This window comes from Shewanella hafniensis (assembly GCF_019655335.1).
GTDB classification, from domain to species: Bacteria; Pseudomonadota; Gammaproteobacteria; order Enterobacterales; family Shewanellaceae; genus Shewanella; species Shewanella hafniensis.
This window is the reverse complement of record NZ_BPFD01000023.1, coordinates 1-25,017: the sequence shown is the minus strand read 5'-3', so window position 1 is coordinate 25,017 and position 25,017 is coordinate 1. Positions and strand designations below refer to the sequence as shown.

The window sequence follows — 25,017 nt, the reverse complement described above, 5'->3', positions numbered from 1 at the left end:
GGTAATCTATGGCTCAGACTAAAGGTCCATTCGATTGGATAGACTTCAAGAACGTGGATATGGTCAGGTGGGCTGAGGATTACTTTTTAGAAAAGAAAATAATACTTCCCTATCCAGTTGCTTCAGCCTCGGGAGTATACAATTCACTCGATAAAGTCTCGTTCGAAATTGGACTTGGGCAGTACAAAGAGCATTATGGCAATGAGTTATTATTGGTCCGCAATATGAAGGATGCTTGGCGGAGTGTCATTCAGAGAAAGGAAAACAAGAAAAATGGTAAAGTATCAATTACCTACCCAATTTCTACGAAGCATCATTCTCAACTTCGAGAATTGGCAGTCAAGGTGAAATTGCCACTGAATCAAGCCCTAGAAAACCTGATTGACAAAAACTTCCAAAATTTAATAGAACAAAAAGAGATCGCAAAAAGCATCGAAAAGGAAAAAAGGGATGCAGCAAAAGCCGCCAAACAAGCGCTAAAAACACCACCAATTGATAGTTATCTTATGCTCCAGAAAAGCATTGCAGAAAAAAATCAGCAAATTGATACATTATCTAATAATTTCAATGATTTACACGTATGCTGCAGCGAGTTACTTGATCTCATTGAAAGAACATCTACCCTTTTCAGTAAAGATGAACAAAAAAATTACCGACAGCTAACGGAAAAACTCAACAAACTAAATGCAAATAAAGTTGATGATACAAAAGTTAAGGATCAACAGTAATTTGGCTTATTTCATTCCCAAACGGCTAATCTAGGAATTCACCCTAGCCATTTTTAAATGGTGGGTATATCGGTGGGTACAAATGCGAATGGCTACAAACTAACAAACGCTAGCTATTGATTTTAGTAACACTAGATGTAACATCAATAGAGACTGAACTAAAACAAAACATTAAATTTCAAATGCATAACCTATCAATTCAGATGACGCCGCCCCACCAATTTTACCAGAAGGGCTTAACCGCAAGGTTAAGCCCTTTTTGTTTGCTCTGTTCATGGAACGCAATTTGAGATTTTATTTCCACAATTAAGCTTTGCTAGCTCGGATGGTTTGAGATTTTCTAGCTTGGGTAGTTTGAGAATGAGATATATAACTCAGATCACCTGCTTGGACTTGACCATCTAAAACATACGCATTGTTGCTAACGATTGGCTCCGCCATCACTAAAACCTATGAAAACGGCAAAAATCAGTACGAGAAGAGTAATACAGCAAGTGCGATTGAAATCGAAATAGAAATTAAACCAATGATTAAATGTATATATCTAGATAGGAATTTGTTTTCAATCGCTTCTTCAGGGCAATTGATTGGAACACATAAACTGATCTTGTCACCGATTTGAGGTCCAAACCGAGTGTAAGCTTGTTCGTCATAATTAATCAGAGTTCCTCTTGTATAACGCTTTCCTTGCCAAAAATATTCTACAACCGGATTAATGAAAATTTGTTGGTACCTGAAGTGCTCATGTTCTGGGCTGTATCTGGTATTTTCATCCAGTGAAATAATAGTCCCTTCAACGATATCGTATGTTAAAAATTGATCCTCTCTAAATCTCAATATTCCACCAATCCCGATGAGACCAAGGGTAAATGAGAACCAAGAGAATAAAATATGTCCTCCTATGTCCTCAAAGACAAATGCAGCGATGATCACGGAAGGAATAGACAAGATAAAAACCAAAAACAGCATCAATCGCTTCATACAACATCCAAAAAATTCAAAAAGGCCGAATCATATTAAAACGCTAACTGACGGTGAAACGATAAACATGATTAACTTTACACCGCTACACAAACTCCTATAAAAAATTAACGCTTCTTACCGCCCAGAGCGCGCTTTTTGGCACGTTGTTTTTGGGCCGCTTTGCCGTTACGCCTTGGTTCGGTGTCCATTTTATTAAAATCGGGTTCAAAACCGGGTAACCATTGTTGTGGTAAACGCTTGTCCAATACGACTTCGACTTCTTCCAGTAATAGAGCATCCTCTTGGCTAAAAAGGGTGATGGCAAGCCCTGCACTGCCCGCTCGGCCTGTGCGGCCAATACGATGAATATAATCCTGCGCGATAAAAGGCAGCTCAAAGTTAATCACATACTTGAGCTCAACGATATCTAGGCCTCGGGCAGCAACATCCGTGGCCACTAGCACTTGAATCTTGCCTTGTTTAAATTCCTGCAAGACTTTCTCGCGCGCACCTTGGGATAAGTCACCGTGAAACGCCTGAGTACTGATATCGGCTTTATTGAGTTGCTGAACCAATTTATCGACACCTTGCTTAGTGCGGCTAAAAATCAGCACTTGATGCCAGTTTTTACTGCGTACCAAATGGCTGACGAGTTCGGTTTTACGGTCGGCGTCGACGGCATAAACCACTTGCTCAATTTCGGCAGCGGTCGTGTTGCGCTTGGCAACTTCAATCAACTTTGGATCGCGCAGTAAGGTTTTACTTAAGCTGAAGATGGCGGCATCTAAGGTGGCAGAAAATAACAGCGTTTGTCTGTCACTCGGCACTTGCTTGATCACGGCTTGAATTTCATCCATAAAACCCATGTCGAGCATACGGTCGGCTTCATCAAACACAAGCACGCTCAATTGCTTAAAACTCAATGCACCTTGTCTGAGGTGGTCGAGTAAACGGCCCGGCGTAGCAATTAACACATCAATCCCTGCATTAAACACAGCGACCTGCGCATCGATACTCACGCCGCCGTAGGCGATGCCGATACGAATATCAGTCCCTTTAGCGTACTTAACAAAACTCTGCTGTACCTGCACCGCCAGTTCACGTGTCGGCACTAAAACCAATGCGCGTACGGGTCTTGCCGCTGTTAACTCTTGCGCGGGGCTGAGTGCCAACAAATGATGCAAGATGGGCAAGGCGAACGCCGCGGTTTTGCCTGTACCCGTTTGGGCGCCAGCCATCACATCCCGTTTGGTCAAGATGGCAGGGATCGCTTCTAGCTGGATGGGCGTTGGCGACTCATAGCCAAGACTCGCTAAGGTATTCACTAAGGTGGAGTTTAAGGATAAGGCACTAAAGGACATTGCGGTTAACCACTGAAAATAATGGCCAGAATTTTAGCAGACACAAACCCAAGCGACTAGCGCCATAGCGCTAGCCCTGTGGTTCTATCGGGCGAAACTAAATCAACCCCAGTATGAGTCAGACTTACAATCAGACTCGCAATACGCCAACATCACGATAGAAATGCGTCGAGATCTTCTGGTAGTTGCGGACGGCTAAAGAGATAACCTTGGGCTTGATCGCACTGATTTTGTTGCAGAAAATCGGCTTGTTCTTTGGTTTCCACTCCTTCGGCGATAATGTCGAGCTTCAACGCATGTCCAAGTGCAATCACGGCCTTAGCAATCGCGGTATTGTTAGTATCGAAGGGAATATCCCGCACGAAGGATTGGTCAATCTTCAGTTTATGGATGGGCAGTTTTTTCAAATAATTCAGCGATGAATAACCAGTGCCAAAGTCATCGACCGATAATTCGATGCCCAAATCGCCAAGTCGCTTTAAGTCACGGATTGCAAGATCGGGATTTTGCATCATCACACTTTCGGTCACTTCAAGCTCTAAGTGTTTGGCGGGCAAGCCCGTTTCAGCTAAGACACGTTTTACATCATCCACAAAGGAGCTGCGCTGTAACTGCTGTCCGGCTACGTTCACCGCAATGCGGCCAAAGTGTTTGCCTTCACTAAGCCAACGTATGCCCTGACGACAGGCGGTTTCTAACACCCATAAACCTATCTCATGGATAAGACCAATTTTTTCCGCCACGGGTATAAATACCGCGGGCGAAATTAAACCCAGTTGAGGATCATGCCAACGCAGCAGCGCTTCAAATCCCACGGTTTTTCGAGTCACTAAGTCGAGTTTTGGCTGGTACATCAAGTACAAGGCATTTTGCTCAATCGCACCATAGAGGGCACTTTGCAGCTTAAGATGTTCAAAAGATTGCTGCGTTAAGGACTCAGTATAAAAAGCGTAATTATTGCGGCCATCATTTTTGGCGCGATACATGGCCGCATCGGCGTTACGCAGTAAAGTGTCAGCATCGGTTCCATCACTTGGATACAAAGACACGCCCATGCTCGCGGTCAAACGCAAGTGGTCGCCTGTGCTCACAATAAACGGTTGTTCAAACACTTGCCGCAATTGATGAATGGCAACCGTGGCATCTTCGCTATTATCAATCCCCGAAATTAACGCCACAAACTCATCGCCACCAATACGTGATAACACATCTTGATCGCCTACTTGGCTACGTAAACGCTTGGCAAGCTCGACCAGCATTTCATCACCTATGCTATGGCCAAAACTGTCGTTGATATGCTTAAACAAATCGACATCAATCATCACAGTCGCTAACTGCAAATTCAGCCGCTTAGCTTGTCGCACTTCTTGTTTGAGCTGCATCATAAACTTCATGCGATTAGGCAAATGCGTTAGCGGGTCGAAATAGGCTAAGTGCGTAAGCTGCGCTTCATTCTCTTTCTGGGCAGAAATATCGGCAAATACCGCGACAAAATAACGCACATCACCGACTTCGTCATAAATCGTACTTATGGTGATATTTTGCGGGAAAATAGTGCCGTTTTTACGCCGATTCCAGATTTCACCATTCCACTTACCGTTTGCCAACAGGGCATTCCACAGTTTGTCGAAGAATGCTTTATCATGGCGACCCGAGCTAAAAATCCGTGGATTCTGACCGATCAGCTCATCCCTAACATAACCTGTGATCTCAAAAAAGGCGCCGTTAACGTCGGTAATATTGCCGTGCCTGTCGGTCACAACCACACCTTCGACCGAGTTTTTAAACACATTGGTCGCCAATGTTAGCTGCTCTTCAACCGCTTTATGCTTAGAAATATTGCGAGTCATACCGATAACGCCCACAAATTCACCGTGGGGATTTAAGGTTGGGAGTTTAAGCGTTTCTAACCAAAGATGATTTTTAGTTTCACCGCCATCTAAACACTCAGCGACAATAATAGGCATGCCAGACTCGATAGCGAGCCTATCACCCTCTAGAAAAATATTCGCAATATCCTCACCAAAAAGTTCGGCATCGGATTTACCGACAATCTCACTGCGGGGCATTTCCCACGCTTTTTCGACGCTGCGATTACAGAGAGTGTAAATACCAGCGGCATTTTTCATCCAAATATGTTCTTCAAAACTATCGATAAAACTTTGTAAGTCGACCGTATCGATATTCGATGGCGCACCTCGGCTTAATGCTTCTGCCGCACTATGTTGGCTTAATATCTCGCCTAGCCGGTGTTGAATGCTATCGCTGATAAGCTTGGCAAGTCGCAGCGTTTTCGAATCTACGCCTTGAGCCTCATGGTGATAAAAACATAAAAAGCCAAAGTTTGCCCCAGATGGCCAAGCGAGAGACAAACAAATCACACTGCCGATTGAGCTACAACTTCGCCAATCTGAGTGCTGCCGAGTATCTATGATCAATTGCGACTGACTGACTAGCTCAGTTAACTCTGACACAGATAATGACGAGGTAATTTGATGGTGAGCTAATCGCGGTAATACCGAAATCGACTCGTTTGGGCTAATCAACTGTTCTTGGGCTAACTGAGCATCAACGGAAGTTTCAAACGTATTGGAGGAGAGTGTCGATGTCGTATTTGAAGAAACAGCTTTTGACTGTGTAGCTATTGATGATGTCGCCGCTGATAATGTTGCATTAGGTAGGGTTTTCGCCGAGTGATTGCTGCTTAAATGACAGAGTAGTGCCTGGATTTCACTGCCAGCCGCAGAATCTGAACTTAACATACTGCTAAGTTCACCCGCAGCATTCCATGCTATTAATATCGCTTTACTGTTCGATATCTCGGCAACCAAGTTTAAATCTTTCAACCAGTTATCAAGATCTTGCTGCGAAATAGGTACATCTATCATCATCTTGCCAACTAACACCTAGTTACTGCTCAATCGACCCACGGCAAAAAACACCATAAGACCCCAAACGCATGCTCAAATTAGCCCCAAAGGGAAAGCGTTAATCAAGCGGTAAAACATCATAAAATTTTACTTTTAACATCAATTCACTACATCTCAATTGGCGCCAATCTTAGCTATCAAACCGTCCCTATCATAGCCACCTTTTAAGGCTGGAGAGGTCAAACCATCAAGGTTAGATAGATTTTCCAAGACCACTCAAAGTGCCATAGTACAGTAAGGCGCCGCTGACATTACCTTTGCTACTTTAGCACAAAATTTTCGAGTCAGTATTAGGATAAGTTTATTGCGTAACAATTAGTTAGACTTAACCGATTAAGCCTGTTCGCAATGCCACAGCGCTTTGTTAGCTGCAGATAACTATCCCTAAAGACATAAATCAGCAATAACGGAGTTTTGATTGACAAAAATGCTATCTTATTGTCTACAATGAAAATAATAAGGCTGAAAAAACAAGGATATTTATGCCCACTGACGTCGTATCAAGCCAAGCCACCCTACTCGACAGTAAACAACTGTATCGCATTTGCGAACTCGACCAATTAAGTACAGATTGCCAGTCCACAGCCGAGCTCACTCCACTTGATGATATTGTCGGCCAAGAACGTGCCCAGCAAGCGGTAGAGTTTGCAATGGGGATTAAAGAAAAGGGCTATAACATTTACGCCATCGGCCAGAACGGTCTAGGCAAACGGACCATGATGCTGCGTTATTTAAGCCGTCACGAGCCAAGCGATCACACGCTATACGACTGGTGCTACGTGGTTAATTTCGATGATACTCGCTGCCCTAAAGTACTTAAACTCGCTGCTGGTACTGGGCTTGAATTCAAAAAAGCCGTCGAAAAGTTGATGCTTAAACTTGTCAAAGCTATGCCTTTAGCCTTTGATAATGAAATGTATTATGCCCGCACCGAAAAGCTAAAAAGCCAGTTGGCACAGAAGCAAGAAGTCGCACTCACTGAATTAACCGAAGAAGCAAAACAAAAGGGCATCAGCCTCAGTTTGACCATGCAGGGCGACTATCAAATGGTCGCGCTCAATGGAGAAGAACCCCATGACGAAGCCTCATTCGACGCCTTGACCGATACTGAGCGCAGTCAATTTGAAAGCAATATCAACGGGCTAGAAGTGAAACTGCGCGGTATTATTCGCCAAATCACAGAATGGGAAGAAGAATTTAGCGACAAGCAACAAGAGCATGACGAGCAAGTCGCCAAAGAAGTGTTAATCCATTTTATTAAACCACTCAAAGATAAGTTCAAGCACCAACCCGAAGCGCGCACTTTCTTAACCGGTATGCAGGCGGATATCTTAGATAACCTAGATATTTTCTTAGAAGAAAGTGAAGAACAATTAGGCCTAGCTTATGCTTCCTTAGAAAAGAAAATGCCCCGCCGCTATCAAGTTAACGTTTTGGTCGGCCAAGGCACTCAAAAATTCCCCATAGTCGTTGAAGAAAGCCCGAGTTATCACAGCCTATTTGGCTATGTGGAAAACGCCACCTTCAGGGGGACAGTGTTCACCGACTTCTCACTTATCCGTCCCGGCAGTCTGCACAAGGCGAATGGCGGTGTATTATTGATGGATGCCGTTAAAGTATTAGAGCGCCCTTACGTGTGGGACGGACTAAAGCGCGCACTGCGTTCACGCAAACTGGATTTAAGCTCACTCGAAAGGGAAGTGTCTCTATCGGGTACGATTTCCTTGGCACCTGAGCCTATCCCATTAGATGTGAAAATCATCCTGTTTGGCGATCATGAAACCTATCAGCTGTTACAGCACTATGATCCTGATTTTAGTGAGTTGTTCCGCGTTACCGCCGATTTTGAAGATGTGATGGAAAGAACCGCGACCTCAGAGGCGCACTATGCCCGCTTTATCTCGAGCATAGTCCACGACAACAACATGCTACATTGCGACCGTGCGGCTATAGCACGCATCATAGAATACAGCTCGCGGGAGGCCGAAGATCAGCAAAAACTGTCGCTACACTCGGCTAATATTGCCAACCTGCTGCGGGAATCAAACTACTGCGCAAAATCGGCAGGCAGTCTGCACATTTTAGTACCGCATGTTGAACAAGCACTGCGAAATCAAGAGCAAAGGGTATCACGTCTGCACGACAACATAATGCAGAGCTTTACCAACGGCACCACCTTGATCAGCACTCAGGGCAAAGTGGTTGGGCAAATCAATGCTTTATCCGTCATCTCGACCTCAGATCATCAGTTTGGTATGCCCAATCGCATCACAGCAACCACAGCGTTTGGTAAGGGTGAAGTGATGGATATCGAGCACAGAGTCAAACTAGGAGGCCAGATCCATTCTAAGGGCGTGTTGATCTTAACCGCTTATTTAGCCTCAGTTTTAGGTAAGACGGCGCAAATCCCGCTCACCACTTACCTCACCTTTGAGCAATCATACAGCGGTGTGGACGGTGACAGCGCGTCGATGGCCGAATGCTGCGCCATTATCTCGGCTATTAGCGAGCAAGCAATTAGGCAAGATATTGCCATCACAGGTTCGATGAACCAATTTGGTGAGGCTCAGCCCATTGGCGGCGTGAATGAAAAAATTGAAGGCTTCTTCGATGTCTGCAAAATAAAAGGCCGTACGCCGGAACAAGGGGTGATTATTCCTGCCTCGAACATGGCCAACCTTATGCTGCGCAAAGACATTGTCGATGCCGTGGCGCAAGGTGAGTTCCATATTTGGGCCATTACCCATGTAACGCAAGCAATGGAGTTACTGCTCGGTAAAACCGCGGGCAGCTTGCCGCAAACGGCCGCACCTAGCCAAGGGCAATATTCTCCCGAGAGCATTTTCGGCATCGCTCAGCAAAAACTCACCGCACTCAGATCCTTAGTTAAAGCGGATTAAGCTAAAGGATGTGGGATAGGCAAACAAAAAGGGTTAGCCAATGCTAACCCTTTTTGTTTATTAAGCTATTAAGTGAAATTACACTAAGCTTGCTAGCATTTCATCGCTATAAGGCACGAGTTCAACGCCATCACGCACGCGAGCAACATAGTCAGGGTTAGCAATAAATGGACGACCGATAGCAATCAAGTCAAACTTATTCGCCGCAATCGCTGCACTGGCGGTTTCAGCGCTGTAGCTTCCCACTCCCACTAAGGTTTTGCCATAGTGTGCGCGCACATAACTTGAAGCTCTGCCGCCAAGATAGTCAAATTCCATACTGTCATCGAAAATCCCAATATGCACAAAGGCGATATCGCGCGCCTCTAGTTCTGGCAAGAAATAATCGAATACTTCTCGGTCACGGCTATCGGCCGCCATATTGAAATAAGCCCCAGGTGAAATCCGCAGACCGGTTCTGTCTTTGCCGATACGAGCCACAACAGCATCGACAACTTCAAGCGCAAAGCGGGACATATTGGCTGGCGTGCCACCGTATTCATCTGTGCGGCGATTACTGTCATGGTGTAAGAAGGTATCAATTAAATAACCATTTGCACCGTGGATTTCGACGCCATCAAAACCAGCTTCAATGGCATTTTCCGCTGCTTTAGCGTAATCACGCACTAGGCCTTGAATATCCTCGAGTGTGGCGGGTTTTGGCGTAACATAAGTTAGCTCACGCATTCTTGGCACGCTGCCTTCAATCTTCTGGGCTGATGCCGCAAGCACATCGCCACCACCGAAAAAGTGTGGATGAGCAACTCGGCCCGTATGCCATAACTGCACAAAAATCTTACCGCCCTTGGCATGTACCGCATCGGTCACTTTACGCCAGCCAGCAATTTGCGCTTGAGTAAAAATGCCAGGAGTATTTGGGTAACCTTGGGCATCGGGACGAATAATCGTCGCCTCAGTAATGATCAAACCCGCTTCGGCACGGCGTGCATAGTAGGCAACCATATCATCGGTCGGCACTAAATCGGCATCGGCCATACAACGGGTCAAAGGTGCCATTAAGAAACGATTGTTTAAGGTGATAGTGTCATTTAGCGTGTAGGTTTCGAACAGATTTGCCAATGAATTTGGCGTGGTGTGTGTGGTCATTTTGTCAGTCCCATTCTTGAATATGCGTTCAAGATATTATTATTTGAATGATCATTCAAGTTAATTTTTGAATGTTCGTTCAACATTAGGTAGAATTCAGCCTAAGCGTTTCTATACAAGTGAATTAAATTCGATGCGTAATGCAGAGTTCGACCGAGAACAGGTACTTCGCGGCGCTATGGCCGCCTTCATGCACAAGGGTTACACCAAAACGAGCATGCAAGATCTAACTCAAGCCACGGGATTACATCCGGGGTCGATTTACTGTGCTTTTACCAATAAACGCGGCTTATTAATCGCAGCCATCGAGCAATATCAACTCGACAGAAATGTGCAGTTCAACAGCCTATTCGCTAATAGCGAAAATGTGCAAACAAACTTAAAAAATTATTTAAATCATATTGTTGCTGAATGTTTGAGTTGCGACAGTGCCCAAGCTTGTTTATTGACCAAGGCATTAAATGAAGTGGCTGAGCAAGATGTTGAGATTAGAGATATCATCAATCAGTATCTGCAATCTTGGCAGCAAGCGCTAACGCAGCAATTTACGCGCGCAGCCCAGCAAGGATTGTTACAAGGCCACCGTAGCGACGAGCAAAGAGCCCAATATTTTATGATGGGAATTTATGGTTTAAGAACCTTCGCCCACACCCATCCAGATGCCAAAACCCTACAGCATCTTGCCGAACGCTTGCTGACTGAAGTCTGCCATTAAAACCAGTTAATCGGCTCAATGACAAATCTCTGGGCGACTAAATCGACACTGGCTATGAATACCACTGCTTAGTGGGTAATCGCTCAGATGTCATTGAGTGTTGAGCTATTGAGGATCAGTTATTAAGTTTGACGTTTTAGAAGCTAACGCCATGCAAGCCAGTGAATAGTTCCGACATTATAAAAAGAGTAAAAGAAGTATTGCTTGGAAGATCGGGACGACTATTTTTGCAAGGCTATTATGCGTCCCAAATATGACTACTTTTGAATGGCAAGTTATTGAATACTAATCTCATTTCAGCCTAAGTTAACCTGAGCAAACACCCGCTCGCCCAATGAGTTGAGTATCTTACACTCACCTTCGAGTACGGCAATGATCGATTTTCCCTTACGAAAACTTGCCGGTATCATCACACGTCCAGCGTCACTCACAGGTAAATCAGCTAACACAGCATTGTGCATAATTAGCCCTACGGGCGCATCATAATATAGAACAGTAACAGTCGCTTGATTTGCTTGCATCACATTTAACTCACATTAAGCAGCGTCTGCTGCGTTGTTTTACGTCGCAAGAGAGCTCCCTGTCCTCTACCAATTAAAATATCCCCAAAGATATTTTAAACACTTTTAAATCAAATGATTAAGGTCTTATTTAATTTTTATATTTTTATTATGGTGCACAACACTGTATTTAACTGTGCATCTTGAGCTATTTAAGCACTTCAGCAAAAAGATGCCAATCTATTTCTATTATGTTAATCAATTACCCATCAAGGATCACATATGCAATACATCCCAAGGTGCGTTTTTATGCATTTTTTAGAGTAAACAACCTAAATGTGATGACTTATTTACTTAGCCTTAAATCCCACCCTAAATCCGCCCCAATGTTTGCCATTCACAAAAATGGGCACTGACAAGTCGTGCATCACTTCGCCCGTATCCCGTTTGTAGGTTTGCAGTAATACAGGCTCGGTATGAGCGCCACAGCGGATGCCTGTCGGATCATTAAACAAACGTTTGGTTCGATTATGCACCATATCAACTTCGACCTTACCCGTCAGTGCTTGGCTAAAGCGTTTGTTATGAGTCGGGAAATAACCTTTTTTATCAACGGCTCCCGCATAGATTATTTCGCTGTGTTTTGCCAGAATGGGTTCTTGAATCGTTGGAAAATGCTGATCGGTATAACGATCGAAAGCTGTGCTGTATTTTTGCGGCTGAGTATTGGCAATAGGTTGGTATTTAGGATTAAACAAATCCGCCTCACTAAAACTGCCGCTGGCTAAACCTTGTGCTAACTTGTCACCACAGGCTTTAGCGGCGGCATTCGCCAATTGCAAAACTTGCTGATCGAAGGTTTGTGTATCCCATTTAGACAGCGCTTTAAAAATCCCCTCAGTGGTCAAAGATAAGGTAAAGGCCTGCTCTGATACGCTATGACTCTGTTTACCCGTCGAATTTAACGAATCACGGATTTGAGTCACCGAGCGGCTAATGTCATTAGTGGTGTTGTTATATTGTTTGAGCGAATCTTCCATATCACCTAACGCATGGGCCGATTGGGTCACTGAGGCCGAAATCTCAGTGAAGTGCGCGTCTAACTCACCCATAGCGGTGACCACATCGGCGGTTTGCGTTACGACCCTTTCCATCAGTCCAGAGGTTTTATCGGTTTCGCTGCGGATTTCTAATAACATCTTGCCGATATCTTGGGTCGCACCTGCGGTTTTACCCGCAAGGCTGCGTACTTCGTCAGCCACTACCGCAAAACCTCGACCCTGCTCTCCCGCACGAGCCGCTTCGATGGCCGCATTTAACGCCAACAAATTCGTTTGTTCGGCAACGGAGTTAATCACTTCGGTAATTTTTTGGATTTCTTCGGCTCTTGATTTAAGCGCCTGCACTTGCTCAGCGGCAGTATCAATATCCGTACTCAGTGAACGAATGGCCGCTACACCTTTTTGGGCTTGGCTACGCCCCTGCACGCTAACACGCTCGGCCTCTTGTGCCTGACCTAAAATATCGGCGGCATTATCGCCAAGTTGGGCCGTAGTATGGCTCAATTGCCCCGCGGCAACGGCAATGGCGCTTGCATGCTCACCATTTGATTCAATGGATTTGTTCAGTAAATCAATAAAATGTGACACTTCAGCCGAACCAATAGCAATCTTACTGGTTTGCACACTGATATCATGGGCGGGAAGGCTTTGCTCTTGTAATACCTTAGTATTTGCCTCATCGGTGTCGAGCTTAGCCTTAGTTGCGCGCAAACACACCCACACCACTAAGCCAGAGGTGATTGCGCCCAAGATCAGCGCCTGCACAATGCTCGGAAGATGCAGTCCCTCGAGCAATAAACTTCCCAGAGTAATCAGCATGAAACTGATGAAAATTAAGGTTTTTTGTTGTATTTCCATATACTTCCCGTAACTGAGCAAGATAAAAATGAAAGGGAAATGCTAAAAGTCGAATCATTAGCCCTCGTTCAGCCGCTATCGATTACAACTGACTAGGAAGGACTCACCATGATAACGCTCAAGATTTATAGTTTTAGTCTATTTCTCTGAATAAGCTAGAAAATTTATCTCGCTAGATAAACAAAGTAGCAGCTAACTATCATCAACAGTCTCGCGTGTGTATGGCATTAGACATTAGTATTAATTTCGCGTGATTTAGTCTTAGTCCATTCTCAAGTTTACCCCATCTGAAAAAGCCAACTTTGCCCTCAAATGCGTGCCCCGTCGCCTTCTCGGTAATAAATCACATAGGGACGACTGCACTTATGCCAAGAAAACTGCTAATATCGGCGCAATTTTTTTGAGCTAACGAGATCAAGATGGGCAGAGCATATCAAAACAAGAAAGAATCCATGGCGAAAACAGCCGGTCAAAAAACCCGCATTTATTCACGCTACGGTAAAGAGATTTACGTCGTCGCTAAGCAAGGCGGCGTTGAACCCGATGGAAACTTATCACTGCGTCGCTTGATTGAACGCGCTAAGAAAGACCAAGTGCCAGCGCATGTTATTGAACGCGCAATCGAAAAAGCCAAAGGCGGCGGCGGTGAAGATTATGATACCGCCCGTTACGAAGGTTTTGGTCCTGGCAACTGCATGGTTATTGTTGACTGCCTAACCGATAACGTAAAACGTACCTTCACCGAAGTGCGTCAAGCCTTCGTGAAAAACGATGCCAAACTCGGCGGCCCAGGCACTGTTGGCCACATGTTTGATCATCAAGCCGTATTCGTGTTTGCGGGCGATGACGAAGATGCAATTTTAGAGCTGCTGATGATGGCTGACGTTGATGTGAGCGATGTAGAGCTGGAAGATGGCTTAATCACAGTTTACGCGCCGCACACTGAGTACTTTAAGGTCAAAACTGCACTGACCGAAGCGATGCCAGAAGTTAACTTCGAATTCGACAACATCACCTTCGTACCGCAGGACATGACTAAAGTTGAAGGTGAAGATGTGGCTATGTTTGAAAAGTTTATCGCCGCTTTAGAAGATTGTGATGACGTACAAAACGTCTATCACAATGCGGAAATTGAAGACTAATCACCACTTTCGCCTGAAATAAAACGCAGCCCTAGGCTGCGTTTTTTGTTTATAGGTCAACATATTAAGCGTTAATGAAACAACCGTGAAACCCTAACGGCAATACCCTGTTCATTTGAGCCGAAGCGATGGGGCCCGCACTGATATCACTGGCACGAAACAAAGACAAACCAGACAGTGCATTGTGGTAATCGAGCCAAGTCATCAACAAATAGGCTTCATGCTGCTCAGTGGCGGGGATATAGAGCGGCTCTTCGGCAATCTTGCCTTTGCCAAGATAAAACGCGCTATAGCTCGTATCGCTAAGTGTATTAGCACCGTGCTGGCTTCTGTCTTTTGCATTATGAATACAATACAGAGTGTTACTCAGTCCTGATTCAGATTCGGCTTCATATTTAAAGGTAGAATTAGCACCAGAATTAATAGCAGAATCTGATCTTGCTCCGACGCCAAATAGCGGGACAAAATCCGAAGCTCCGCCCGTTTTCTCAGCAAGCTCTTTATTGCTCTTAGTGTGCTGCGCAAACTGGGGAAACTCCATCATCACACCGCTGCGGTTAATACGCGCAGAGGAAGGCAATGTCTCTGCAAGCTGCGTTTTGCTAGCTGCTGTTAGTGGTGCTGTGAGCGGAACAATTATGGTCACTAACTCGGCATGGGGTGTTTTTGTTTTACGGGCGCCCGTCAGTAACCCCTTCATCCCTTGCGTTAAAATCGTCGAATTGGGATAGAGACAAAGCTGCACTGACAGTTCGTCATTCTTCTCAATGGCTTGGCCAAAGTGAAACACAAATCCTGCAGGCAGTGGGTGTAACTGACGCGCTTTAAAGTCAGCTTTGTCGATAACCAGTAATTGCGATGGCAATTCGGGTTGCCATTTAAAAGCATCGATATAAGTTTCGCCCTCTTCATACACGCAAGATGAAATATAAAACACTAGCTTATTCTCACTCTGCGCAAAGGCATGTAAGTAACTCGCCTGCGGTAATTCAATCACTTCCATTCTGGCAATGCTGTCATCGGCTGCCACTTGATACACAAGTAATTGCTTCTCGCCGCCAACATACCAGACGCCAAAATTCCACAACCCACCTTGTCCGTCATCGAGTGGATGGGCGGAAAAGGGTAAACCCTTAAACTTATCGCCAAAGCTTTTCACGCCAAACGTGGTTAATGTCTGGGCATCGAGTCGATAGGGTGAACCCGCTTCCCACAAAGCGAGCAACTCGCCGTGGCGCGGTAATAAACTGGTGTTAGCCACATTCAAGTCATCGTTATTGCGAATAGGTAAAGCATTGGGGATCACTGTGCCTGCGGTGGTGTACTTAAACGTTCCAGCGGCCTCCTCCACTTTAAACTTCTTTGTTTGGATAAACTTAGCCTGATGCTGAACTTGCCCATTGGCCACACTAAACTGCTGCACCATGCCATCGCCATCGAACCAATGTTGATATGCCTTACCCGCCCGAGACATTTTCGCTGGCCCATTACGATATAGATTGCCGCTCAATTGCGCTGGCCACTCGCCCGAAACCTGCATAGTGAGCGGCTGATAGTCGCCTTCCACCCCGTTAAAACCTATAGCCCATGGTGCACGGGCAACCGCTTGTGCGTTATCTAGCGCCAGTAATTTATCCACTGAAATTGCCCAAACCGCGGTCGTCATGAGGGCGGCAGAGCCTGCTAGAAATTGACGTCTATCCATGGTGCAGCCCTCCCTTAACGAATGTGTACAGTGATTTGCGCATCGGCCTGCAAACTAAAGCTGGCGCCTTTAAAGCTCGCAGGCCCGAAACTGCCGGCGTTATTGCTAAAACCATAGCCTTCACTCGGCACACCTAACATATTGGTATCTAAGCTGTGATTACCATTTTCATCGTGGAAGACCTTAACCGCATATTGACCATCGGCGAGATCGCTAAATACCAGTCTGTGCTCTGTCTTAGTGACGGGCTTTATCATAGACGCGCTAGGATTATGGCCTGCTGCGTAATCCTCGGCATTGGCATAGAGCGCCACCATTAAGGCGCCGGTTTGTACTTGAATATTATCGATATCCACAGTCAGGGTATGTGTCTGGCGGTCTGTGGACATGGCGCCTGCAGACATGCTTCCTGCAGACAAGAGCAAACAAGCTAAGCCTGCGCCCCAAACCGCTGATAACGTCCTTTTGGTCATATTTGCTCGGCGAATCTGGGCTGTTGTCATCGTTAAATTCACGTGTTTCATGTCTTACTCCTGTTATTTGCGCTGATAAGTAACTGCGATGGAGTTAGCTTAAAAAATCACAGGACTAAAAACAGGTGCCAAAAGTCATGAAACAAGAATTTAACAAGATGACTTTTGGCATAGTGACATCTGGCGCTGATACCTTAGAATGGTCGGCAGAATTGGATTAAGGAATCGTCATTCGTGCTAGAAAATCGATTAGCGAAAGAAGAAAATATGTTAATTGCCGCAGGAGTGCTCACTTGGGCATTAGTGGCTTGGGTTGGGATAAATCAAACCGCATTGCATACATGGCAAGGCATGCTCAATGCCACGCTTTATGGGCTGTATTTAGTGGCATTTATACTGATCGCTACCGATAAAGTGGCGCATAACAATATGCGGTTTCGTCGCCTTGCCACACTAGCAATGCCGTTGATTGTGTTGAGCTTATTGCTCACAGCAAACCATGCATTGCTGCCGATCCTCTTTGTTATTTGGGCATCACTATTGCCTGAGTTTTTTAATCGCCGCCAAGCCATTTCACAGCTGCTGTTAGCCAACCTTGTTTATTACGCGCTGCTGCAATGGCATTGGCATGAGCAAAGCAATGTGTTCAATATTTTGATTTATCTTGGCTTTCAACTCTTTGCCTACAGCAGCAGCCAAGCAAGGCTTTCCGAGCGTAAATCACGCTTGATACAAGAACAACTAAACCAACAGCTCATCGCCACTCGCGCCCTACTGAGCCAAGCCAGCGAACAGCAGGAAAGATTGCGGATCTCCCGCGATTTGCACGACATTCTCGGCCACCAGCTCACAGCACTCTCTCTGCAATTAGAAGTACTGAGTCATAAAGCGCCCGAAGACCTCAAACCTCAAGTTAATCAAAGTAAATCCTTAGCCAAAGAGCTACTTGAAAGTATTCGCGCCGTCGTCAGGGCGCAAAGAGTGCAAGTCGGATTGGATTTAGTCCCCCCTCTAGAGGCGTTGATGACCCGCTTACCCAGCGTCACTCTTACCTGCAAGACGATGAAACCACTACAATCAGCCGAACTGACTCAGGCACTACTGTTAGTGCTGCAGGAAGGCATCAGCAACGCCGTGCGCCACGGCAAGGCGAATCAACTGCAACTAAGCATGGAAGACTCCCAAAACGCATTGGTATTGCAACTGAGCGACAACGGCATGGGGCTAACACGGGGAACCGCACGAAACGTATCAGCTAAAAACGGCACAGAGCTAAACGGTACAGGACAGTTCGGCACAGGGCTTAGCGGCATGCAGGAAAGACTGCAGCCCTTTAATGGCAAGGTGCAGCTAAGGGCGAATGACTCGGCGCCCGGCTGCCAACTCACTCTCACACTCCCTGCACTCGCTTAATTTTTATTAAAAACGCTTTGGAATCAATATGGATATGCAAAACAACATCATCAGTGTCGGCTTAGTAGAAGATCAACAATTGGTTCGCCAAGGGATCGCTAGCCTGATCGCCATTTCCGACAACATTCGCGTGTTATGGCAGGCCGAAGACGGCCAAGATGCACTCAAACAGCTTGCCAGCAATCCTGTCGATGTGCTGCTCAGTGATATTCGCATGCCAAACCTTGATGGCATCGCCATGCTCAAACAGATACGTCATAGTGCCAATAGTTTACCTGTCATCATGTTGACCACTTTCGACGACAGTGAGTTATTCCTCAATAGTTTACAGGCCGGAGCTAACGGCTTTTTACTCAAGGACGTGTCACTCGATAAATTACTGCACGCTATCGAAACTGTCGCCAAAGGCGGCTACTTGATTGAGCCTTCGGTACTCAAACAGATGAGTGAGCCTAAAGCTGCACCTAGCGTTGGGGTAACTAGAAATGAATTATTGTCGGAACGGGAGCGGGAAATTCTCAGTTTTATGGCGGGCGGCTTCTCCAACAAAGAAATCGCCAATGCGGTATTTTTAGCGGAGGGCACAGTAAAGAATCATGTCTCTAACATACTCACTAAACTCGATTGCCGAGACCGCACCCAAGCTGTACTCAAGGGCTTACAACTGGCGTTAATTTAACCCATTAGCATTCTGGAAAAAATCATAGCCAACAAAAAGGGCCAGTTAAGGCCCTTTTTGTGCTCACCTAAGGCGGTGGGTAATGACTAAAACCTAACGAAGCTCCATCTCTTGGATAATTTCATGGGCAATGGCTGGCGTTGTGCAGCTCGGGGTTTCATGTAAATCTGCTTTTAATTGGCCTTTACGGTGCTTAAGTGCTGCATCTAATTTTTTCGATGCGGCCTTGATAGCTGGGTACATCACCTCATCGGTACCCGAAGCGGAAATGCGGCTGCCTTCATAATTGGTTCGAATTTCAACCTGATACTCGCCATGCTCTTTCGCAATAATGATATCCAGTGCGATCAGAGAGGGAAAATGAGTGGCGATCTTAGCAAATTTCTCGTTAACATCTTCTCTAATAGAATCAGTAACATCGACGTGGTGACCAGAAATATTTATTTTCATAGGTTGTCCCTTTTAATTTCATTACTTTTATTTTCGCTTCACTACTAGAGCTTGGGGCATACAGAATAAAACACAAGGGTTATTGGCAAATATTTCGGTCAACTCAGGTATTAGCATCTCCTAAATGTGACAGCCGTCAAGAAGTTGAAAATAAAACTGTCTGAAAAATGCGATTAAGTGATTGATTTATAAACAGGCGTTGATAGTCAATCAATCACAAAATTCAATGCGACCTAAAGTAAATACACTTAATATTTACGTTGCACACTCTGCTGCCAAAACTGTTGTGACAGATGATGCGTCTTAGTCGATAGACGCGACACTTGGTCGCCCCGCGCCGCCGCATCGAGCGTCTGCTCTAAACTCTGCTGAGCCAAATCGCTGATCACATGAATAGCACGACTGATTTCAGCGGCCACTGAGGTCTGCTGGGTCATAGCGGCGGCATTATCATCACTTAAGGAGTTAATCCTTGATATAGATGAAAGCAACTCGCCAAAAGCAACACTGGCTTCCTGCGCTAAGCCGACCGAACGTTTAACCTGCTCTTGTCCCGCCATCATAGTCGAAGTCGCCCTTTGAGTACTTTCCCTAAAGCGGCTAACAATTAATTCGATTTGCGAGGTAGATTGACTAGTACGACTCGATAATTGTCTGACTTCATCGGCCACCACGGCAAAACCGCGGCCACTGTCCCCTGCCCGCGCCGCTTCAATTGCCGCATTTAAAGCTAACAGATTAGTTTGATCGGCAATGGCACGTATCACCTCAAGCACTTGGTGAATTGCACGGCTATCTTCTTCAATAGTTTGAACCACATCGGAAAAGTGACTCACTTGCACACTCAACTGATGAATCGCCTCTATGACTGTTTCTAAACGTGAATGACCGCGTTGAGCCGCCTCGTGGCTCGACACCATTTCAGAGGCGGTGCGGTGAATATTGCCCGTCACTTCGGCAAAACTGGCGCTCATCTGCTCCATCGCTGTTGCAGCCTGCGTCGTTTGCTCACTCTGGCTATCGGCGTGCTCCCAAGTGTTGGTAATGGTTTGTTTAAGATTGACACTTTGAGATTGGATTTCACTGGCAGAATCCGCCATGCGGCCGACAACGCCACCAATTTCGGTGATCAAAAAACGTAGGGCGAGGTCTAATTTACCGATCTCATCTTGGCGGCCGGTATACACGCCCGTCGCCACAGGATCGTCAATAATATTAGTCGCCATCGACACGAGTTTTTGCAGCGGCTGCATCAGGAAATACCATGCTAGGCACGCTATCGTCATCCCCGCAATTGCAGCACCAATGGGAGAATAACTGGCAATCATTGTCGTAGTCATAATCGAAATCAGCATGGCCAGCAGTATCTTACCACTGAAACCTAGCCTATCTTTGCGCAATGCTTTAGGTTGCTTGCCCTGATTTATATCGCTGTAAATACGCTCGGCAGCTTTAATCTGCTCAGGGGTCGCTTGACGGCGAACAGATTGATATTCGTGAATTTTACCGTCTTCATACACAGGTGCGACATAGGCATTTACCCAGTAATAACCGCCATTTTTAGTGCGATTTTTAACGATACCCATCCAAGGTTTACCCTGCTTAATTCGCTCCCAAAGGATCTTAAACGCAGCTGCGGGCATATCTTGATGACGCACTATGTTATGGGGATTCCCTTGCAACTCAGCAGCACTAAACTCGCTAATCTGCGAAAAAGTCTGATTCACATATTTGATGTTTCCCTTCAAATCCGTCGTGGAGAGTAAAATCGCATTATCTGACAGGTGTGTTTCACCATTCTTAGAGTTTTTATGCATAGGGTTATCAGGTTAGGTCTAGGTAAAAAAGATAACGAGCATTCTGCCAAAACGTCAGAACATCAAAATTGATAAAGCTCACATAGGCAGCACAAAAATTAACCTAACGCTAAACAAGCAGTAACCACTAAACACATATCAACAAATAAAAACAAACAATTGTGACAGGGCGCTCGTTACGCTACATACGTTAAACTCGTCACCCTACACTCGCTAAAGCAGATCAGCTTAAGATCACAAATTCACATTCGAATCTAAATGATATCGTTTATCATTTGAATTAACTAAGTTATACTTCTCGCGGTTAGCTATTCACTGCTATAGAAATGCATTTGTCGTTAAGCCAAAAAGCTCAAGCACACTTTGCAGAATTAACCGTAACGGATAGCTATAACGGACCCATATTGGCTCGAAATGAGAAGTGGCACTTATGTCTAATACACCCGCGTTTGAAACGTCAACGCAATCATCTGCAGTGCAAACGCGCTCTTTCTCACTGATTTCACGGGGGGGTGTGCAAATTGCGCGATGGTTTAAACAAGAACAGTCACAATTTGCCGTCAAAGTCTTTGCCCGCGCGAGCGCTGCACTGCTGGCGGGTTATATTGCGGCGGCTACCTTGGCTTGTCTGCTCACCGTCGTGCTGCCTATGCCCCGCTTCGAAAGCACAATAACGGCCAATATGTTGGCTTTTCTGTTTTATGCCATCGCCATTATTTACGCCTTTTGCGTACGTAAAACTTGGCATGCATGGCGAGATTTAGGCCTAGTGAGTTTGTTATGTTTTGGGTTGATTCAGGTGTGCGGACAGTAAGATGAAAGAGACATTTTTTAGAACCTTATCTTGGCTACATACCTGGGCAGGTTTGCTCGTGTGCTGGGTGTTATTGTTGATCTTTTTTGCGGGTAGTTTGAGCTATTTCCGCCATGAGATCAGCCTCTGGAACGAACCCGAATTACATCAAGGGGTTTATCAAGACTATCAAGCCGATACACTCGCAAACCAACTTGATAAAGGCCAAGATTATATTGCTGCGCATTCACCCGAATCGGCGCAGCGCTGGATGATAGGTTTTCCGACTGAGCGTAAACCCTTTCAAAGTGTGAGTTGGCAACTACCGCCAGAAAAAGGTCAACGTCGCGGCAAGACTGAAGAACACGTGGCCCTCGCCGATGGCAGCGGCATGGTCGCAGAAGTGCGCGAGAGTCGCGGCGGCGATTTTTTCTATCGTCTGCACTTTGACTTGCATTATATGTCCGCAATTACGGCCCGATATATCGTCGGTGTTTGCACTATGTTTATGCTGATCGCCCTTATCAGTGGCATAGTGATCCACAAACGGATCTTCAAAGATTTGTTCAGTTTTAGACGCGACAAGGGCGCCCGCTCTTGGCTAGACGCGCACAATGTGAGCTCTGTCATCGCCCTGCCCTACCATTTGATGATCACTTATACAGGGCTTATTACCCTAATGCTTATCTATATCCCATGGACGGTTAATACCGCCTATTCGGGTGACAACCAAGCCTTCTTAAAAGAGCTGAATCCCGCTAGACAAACCGAGAAAGCCGCGGGGATTAGCGCGCCACAGGTGCAACTGAGTCAATTACTGCCGCAGGTGCAAACCGCTTGGGGCGATGCGCCAATTAAGCAAGTGATAGTGTCATATCCTAACGATCAAAATAGCCAAGTGACCTTTTACCAAAACACAGGTAAAGATGTGACCGATGAGGCCAACATCTTGATATTTAATGGTGTTAATGGCGAGCTTAAATATGCTAGCCCACATGAGGCCTCGGGAGCATCAGCCACCTACGACACTATGATGTCGCTACACACGGCGCGTTTTGCCGCCCCCCTATTACGCATATTGTTCTTTTTCTGTGGCTTATTGGGCTGCGCTATGGTCGCAACAGGCACGTTGATGTGGGCCATTCGTCTACGTCAAAAACAACAGAAAACTATAGATAAAGGCGAGAAACCAAGTTTGGGTTTACGTTTGGTCGAAGGGTTAAACTTCATGTTTATCTTAGGATTACCCTTAGGCGCTGTGAGCTTCTTTTACGCAAATCGTCTGCTATCGACAAGTTTTGCAGGCCGCTCCGAATGGGAAGTTCACTGCTTCTTTATCGCGTTAGCGGCAATGGGAGTCTGGGCTTTCTTTGGCCGTTCACGTCGCCAGTGGCAAGCAGCATTAATACTCACAGGCAGTTTGTGCTGTGCACTGCCCGTGCTTAATGCCTTCACATCGCCGAGCAATCTCATCGATAATATTCAATCCCATCAATGGCCTTTAGTCGGATTTGATGTGCTCGCCATTCTACTTGGCGGCGCTATGCTATTTGCCAGTAAAAGATTAACTTTGATTGCCAAAGCCCCCGCTAAGCGCCCAGCAAGACCCGCATCCAATGCGACAAATGCCAAGGCGAATAAGGCGCGCCGCAGCGAGCCAAAAACATCCATCGCCAACGAACTTACCTCGCCGTCTTCATTGGAGGAAGCCAAATCATGATGCCAGAATTTATCCCCGTACTTGGGATCTTAGGCTTGAGTTATCTCTCACTTGCTCTGTTCGCCTTAGCTAAGTTTGGCCATTTTAAGGATGTGTTTAACCGTCCACCAGCACAATGGCAAAGCCATTTACTCACCTTGTTTGCTTGGTTATTACTGGCATTTAGCTTAAGTGCCTGCGCGAGCGATCAAGGCTGGGCCTACGGGAGCATTTTGTTTATGGGGATCATTTCCCTCGCGGCCATGCTGGTCATACTGACGTTAAGCTACAGTCCGCGCCATTTGCCGATTGGTATTGTCGCTGGTAGCGTACTCACAAGCAGTCTATTACTGAGCGCTGGGCTATAATTTTCGTTGCACTAAGCTATAACTTCCTGCTGCAGTGAGCCACAGGTCATGGCTAAGTGCGCACCGCTAGGCTATAGTGCCCTGATGTCCTTCAGATAGGAGAAAATAATGGGCTTTAACTTAACGGTTAACTGGCAAACCTCGCCCGCCGAAGAAGGCGAATTTTGTCGAGATCACAGCATTACATTTGGCAGCGGCCAGACGATTCAAGCCTCGTCGGCGCCGGAATACAAAGGCAATGGGCAGAATGTAAACCCTGAGGAAAGCCTGCTGGCGGCGTTATCCTCATGCCATATGTTGACCTTTCTCGCGATTGCACATCTTAAGCGCTTACCGGTGACGTCCTATGTGGACAATGCCACTGCAGAGCTGGGTAAAAACGACGCGGGCAAGTTGGCCGTCACTAAGATGGTGCTCAATCCTAAGGTCATTTTCGCTGAAGGGGTTGAAGTCAGCCAAGAAACCCTTGAGAAAATTCACGAAAAAGCACATGTAAATTGCTTTATCGCCAATAGTTTAGCGACAGATATCCATATCAAATTTTAAGATTTGTGCTGATATCTACGGCCCGCTAATGGATTCCTAAGCGGGCTTTTTTATTGCCACACCGCAGCTCATCGCCATCACCAAATCTCCGCAGGCCCTCCACTGAGTCTTACTATTCGCACCCCCGAAATTTCTCCATGATTCAGCTCATATCCAGCTTTTAAACCGTACGATTGGTATAACTTAGAGCTAACTGTTGGAGTTAAACGATGCACATTCAACCACTGCGACATTCCCCGTCTGTCAGCCCACAAAAAAATGTCTCCAACGCTGAATTTGCACTGGCCAAAAATTCCGCTCAAACCAGCGCCCCAACATCAACGGATACAGTAACGCTTTCTCGCAATGCAAAACAGTTGGCGGCAAATGCGCAAAAATCAGCTGAAAAACCAGCAGAAATGCCAGCTCTGAGGGATAACATAGAAACCTTAGTCGAATTGAAACACGCGAAGATGAAATATCAAGTGATCGCCGATATGACGAATATAGCGACAGGAACGAGCCAAGGAATTTCGACGTCAACGGCCTATTACCTAAGCCATAACGAAGACGCGAGAACAATGACAGTCAATCAGCTTGCCCAACAACAGCAAGTGAACACTATGCAGAACTACGCAGAAACGAGTAAGAATATTAATGAATGGGCATAAAAATGGGTGTTGTCTCGGGAACTAAGAGACAACACCCTAACTTTGTACGCGACTATGTTAACTGAGATACCTTAAATTTCAGTTAAATACTGAATTTAAATATCAATTACTTAGCTTTTA

21 protein-coding genes are annotated in these 25,017 nt (G+C 45.8%); 11 read left to right on the top strand and 10 right to left on the bottom strand.

The genetic code is table 11. The features are described from left to right. Nucleotides 1-8: 8 nt before the first annotated feature. Nucleotides 9-728, top strand: a complete 720-nt coding sequence (locus K5Q99_RS08995; RefSeq protein ID WP_220776666.1) for a hypothetical protein — start codon at nucleotides 9-11, stop codon at nucleotides 726-728. Nucleotides 729-1,196: 468 nt separating this feature from the next. On the opposite strand, the gene K5Q99_RS08990 is transcribed toward K5Q99_RS08995, so the two are convergent. From K5Q99_RS08990 to K5Q99_RS08980, 3 genes are all read right to left on the bottom strand, one after another. Next, nucleotides 1,197-1,709, bottom strand: a complete 513-nt coding sequence (locus K5Q99_RS08990; RefSeq protein ID WP_014620650.1) for a hypothetical protein — start codon at nucleotides 1,707-1,709, stop codon at nucleotides 1,197-1,199. A 107-nt stretch (nucleotides 1,710-1,816) separates the two neighbouring features. Then, nucleotides 1,817-3,052, bottom strand: coding sequence for a DEAD/DEAH box helicase (locus K5Q99_RS08985; RefSeq protein WP_220776665.1), 1,236 nt, complete (start codon nucleotides 3,050-3,052; stop codon nucleotides 1,817-1,819). A 152-nt stretch (nucleotides 3,053-3,204) separates the two neighbouring features. Then, complete coding sequence (locus K5Q99_RS08980) at nucleotides 3,205-5,943, bottom strand: sensor domain-containing protein (protein WP_220776664.1); 2,739 nt, start codon at nucleotides 5,941-5,943, stop codon at nucleotides 3,205-3,207. Between the two features lie 521 nt (nucleotides 5,944-6,464). Here K5Q99_RS08980 and K5Q99_RS08975 point away from each other — a divergent pair. Continuing rightward, nucleotides 6,465-8,882 carry a Lon protease family protein gene (locus K5Q99_RS08975; RefSeq protein ID WP_220776663.1) on the top strand — a complete coding sequence of 806 codons (2,418 nt, stop codon included), beginning with the start codon at nucleotides 6,465-6,467 and terminating at the stop codon, nucleotides 8,880-8,882. Nucleotides 8,883-8,960: 78 nt separating this feature from the next. Here K5Q99_RS08975 and K5Q99_RS08970 read toward each other — a convergent pair whose 3' ends face one another. Beyond that, entirely contained in the window at nucleotides 8,961-10,028 is a 1,068-nt protein-coding gene (locus K5Q99_RS08970) for an alkene reductase (protein ID WP_220776662.1), read from the bottom strand. A gap of 133 nt (nucleotides 10,029-10,161) precedes the next feature. On the opposite strand from K5Q99_RS08970, the gene K5Q99_RS08965 reads away from it, so the two are divergent. Further along, entirely contained in the window at nucleotides 10,162-10,743 is a 582-nt protein-coding gene (locus tag K5Q99_RS08965) for a TetR/AcrR family transcriptional regulator (protein ID WP_220776661.1), read from the top strand. A 296-nt stretch (nucleotides 10,744-11,039) separates the two neighbouring features. Here the strand turns inward: K5Q99_RS08965 and K5Q99_RS08960 are convergent, their stop codons facing one another. Next, nucleotides 11,040-11,264 carry a TIGR02922 family protein gene (locus K5Q99_RS08960; protein WP_106651195.1) on the bottom strand — a complete coding sequence of 75 codons (225 nt, stop codon included), beginning with the start codon at nucleotides 11,262-11,264 and terminating at the stop codon, nucleotides 11,040-11,042. A 329-nt stretch (nucleotides 11,265-11,593) separates the two neighbouring features. After that, entirely contained in the window at nucleotides 11,594-13,162 is a 1,569-nt protein-coding gene (locus tag K5Q99_RS08955) for a methyl-accepting chemotaxis protein (protein ID WP_106651196.1), read from the bottom strand. A gap of 419 nt (nucleotides 13,163-13,581) precedes the next feature. On the opposite strand from K5Q99_RS08955, the gene K5Q99_RS08950 reads away from it, so the two are divergent. Beyond that, on the top strand, nucleotides 13,582-14,304 hold the full coding sequence (locus K5Q99_RS08950) for a YebC/PmpR family DNA-binding transcriptional regulator (protein ID WP_006085103.1): 723 nt from the start codon (nucleotides 13,582-13,584) through the stop codon (nucleotides 14,302-14,304). 64 nt (nucleotides 14,305-14,368) lie between these two features. Here K5Q99_RS08950 and K5Q99_RS08945 read toward each other — a convergent pair whose 3' ends face one another. After that, a complete protein-coding gene (locus K5Q99_RS08945; RefSeq protein WP_220776660.1) occupies nucleotides 14,369-16,009 on the bottom strand; it encodes a carotenoid oxygenase family protein in 1,641 nt (546 codons plus the stop codon). A gap of 14 nt (nucleotides 16,010-16,023) precedes the next feature. Beyond that, nucleotides 16,024-16,533 carry a DUF2141 domain-containing protein gene (locus K5Q99_RS08940; RefSeq protein ID WP_220776659.1) on the bottom strand — a complete coding sequence of 170 codons (510 nt, stop codon included), beginning with the start codon at nucleotides 16,531-16,533 and terminating at the stop codon, nucleotides 16,024-16,026. A gap of 183 nt (nucleotides 16,534-16,716) precedes the next feature. On the opposite strand from K5Q99_RS08940, the gene K5Q99_RS08935 reads away from it, so the two are divergent. Beyond that, nucleotides 16,717-17,895: a sensor histidine kinase gene (locus K5Q99_RS08935; protein WP_220776658.1), complete on the top strand. Its 1,179-nt coding sequence runs from the start codon at nucleotides 16,717-16,719 to the stop codon at nucleotides 17,893-17,895. Nucleotides 17,896-17,923: 28 nt separating this feature from the next. Continuing rightward, nucleotides 17,924-18,574, top strand: a complete 651-nt coding sequence (locus K5Q99_RS08930) for a response regulator (RefSeq protein WP_220776657.1) — start codon at nucleotides 17,924-17,926, stop codon at nucleotides 18,572-18,574. Between the two features lie 93 nt (nucleotides 18,575-18,667). On the opposite strand, the gene hpf is transcribed toward K5Q99_RS08930, so the two are convergent. Both hpf and K5Q99_RS08920 read right to left on the bottom strand, forming a co-directional pair. Further along, entirely contained in the window at nucleotides 18,668-19,024 is a 357-nt protein-coding gene (hpf, locus tag K5Q99_RS08925) for a ribosome hibernation-promoting factor, HPF/YfiA family (RefSeq protein WP_006080817.1), read from the bottom strand. A gap of 248 nt (nucleotides 19,025-19,272) precedes the next feature. After that, nucleotides 19,273-20,841: a methyl-accepting chemotaxis protein gene (locus K5Q99_RS08920; protein WP_006080816.1), complete on the bottom strand. Its 1,569-nt coding sequence runs from the start codon at nucleotides 20,839-20,841 to the stop codon at nucleotides 19,273-19,275. A 430-nt stretch (nucleotides 20,842-21,271) separates the two neighbouring features. Here K5Q99_RS08920 and K5Q99_RS08915 point away from each other — a divergent pair, with 430 nt between their 5' ends. From K5Q99_RS08915 to K5Q99_RS08895, 5 genes are all read left to right on the top strand, one after another. Further along, nucleotides 21,272-21,655 carry a DUF3649 domain-containing protein gene (locus K5Q99_RS08915; protein ID WP_220776656.1) on the top strand — a complete coding sequence of 128 codons (384 nt, stop codon included), beginning with the start codon at nucleotides 21,272-21,274 and terminating at the stop codon, nucleotides 21,653-21,655. Nucleotide 21,656: 1 nt separating this feature from the next. After that, nucleotides 21,657-23,354, top strand: coding sequence for a PepSY-associated TM helix domain-containing protein (locus K5Q99_RS08910; RefSeq protein ID WP_220776655.1), 1,698 nt, complete (start codon nucleotides 21,657-21,659; stop codon nucleotides 23,352-23,354). Next, the gene (locus tag K5Q99_RS08905) at nucleotides 23,351-23,701 is read left to right on the top strand and encodes a DUF3325 domain-containing protein (protein WP_006080813.1); all 351 of its coding nucleotides are present in this window, start codon (nucleotides 23,351-23,353) and stop codon (nucleotides 23,699-23,701) included. Before K5Q99_RS08910 ends, K5Q99_RS08905 begins: the two co-directional genes overlap by 4 nt. A gap of 108 nt (nucleotides 23,702-23,809) precedes the next feature. Next, nucleotides 23,810-24,247: an OsmC family protein gene (locus tag K5Q99_RS08900; RefSeq protein ID WP_106651204.1), complete on the top strand. Its 438-nt coding sequence runs from the start codon at nucleotides 23,810-23,812 to the stop codon at nucleotides 24,245-24,247. Nucleotides 24,248-24,456: 209 nt separating this feature from the next. Then, nucleotides 24,457-24,897 carry a hypothetical protein gene (locus tag K5Q99_RS08895; RefSeq protein WP_220776654.1) on the top strand — a complete coding sequence of 147 codons (441 nt, stop codon included), beginning with the start codon at nucleotides 24,457-24,459 and terminating at the stop codon, nucleotides 24,895-24,897. The last annotated feature ends 120 nt before the right edge of the window (nucleotides 24,898-25,017 follow it).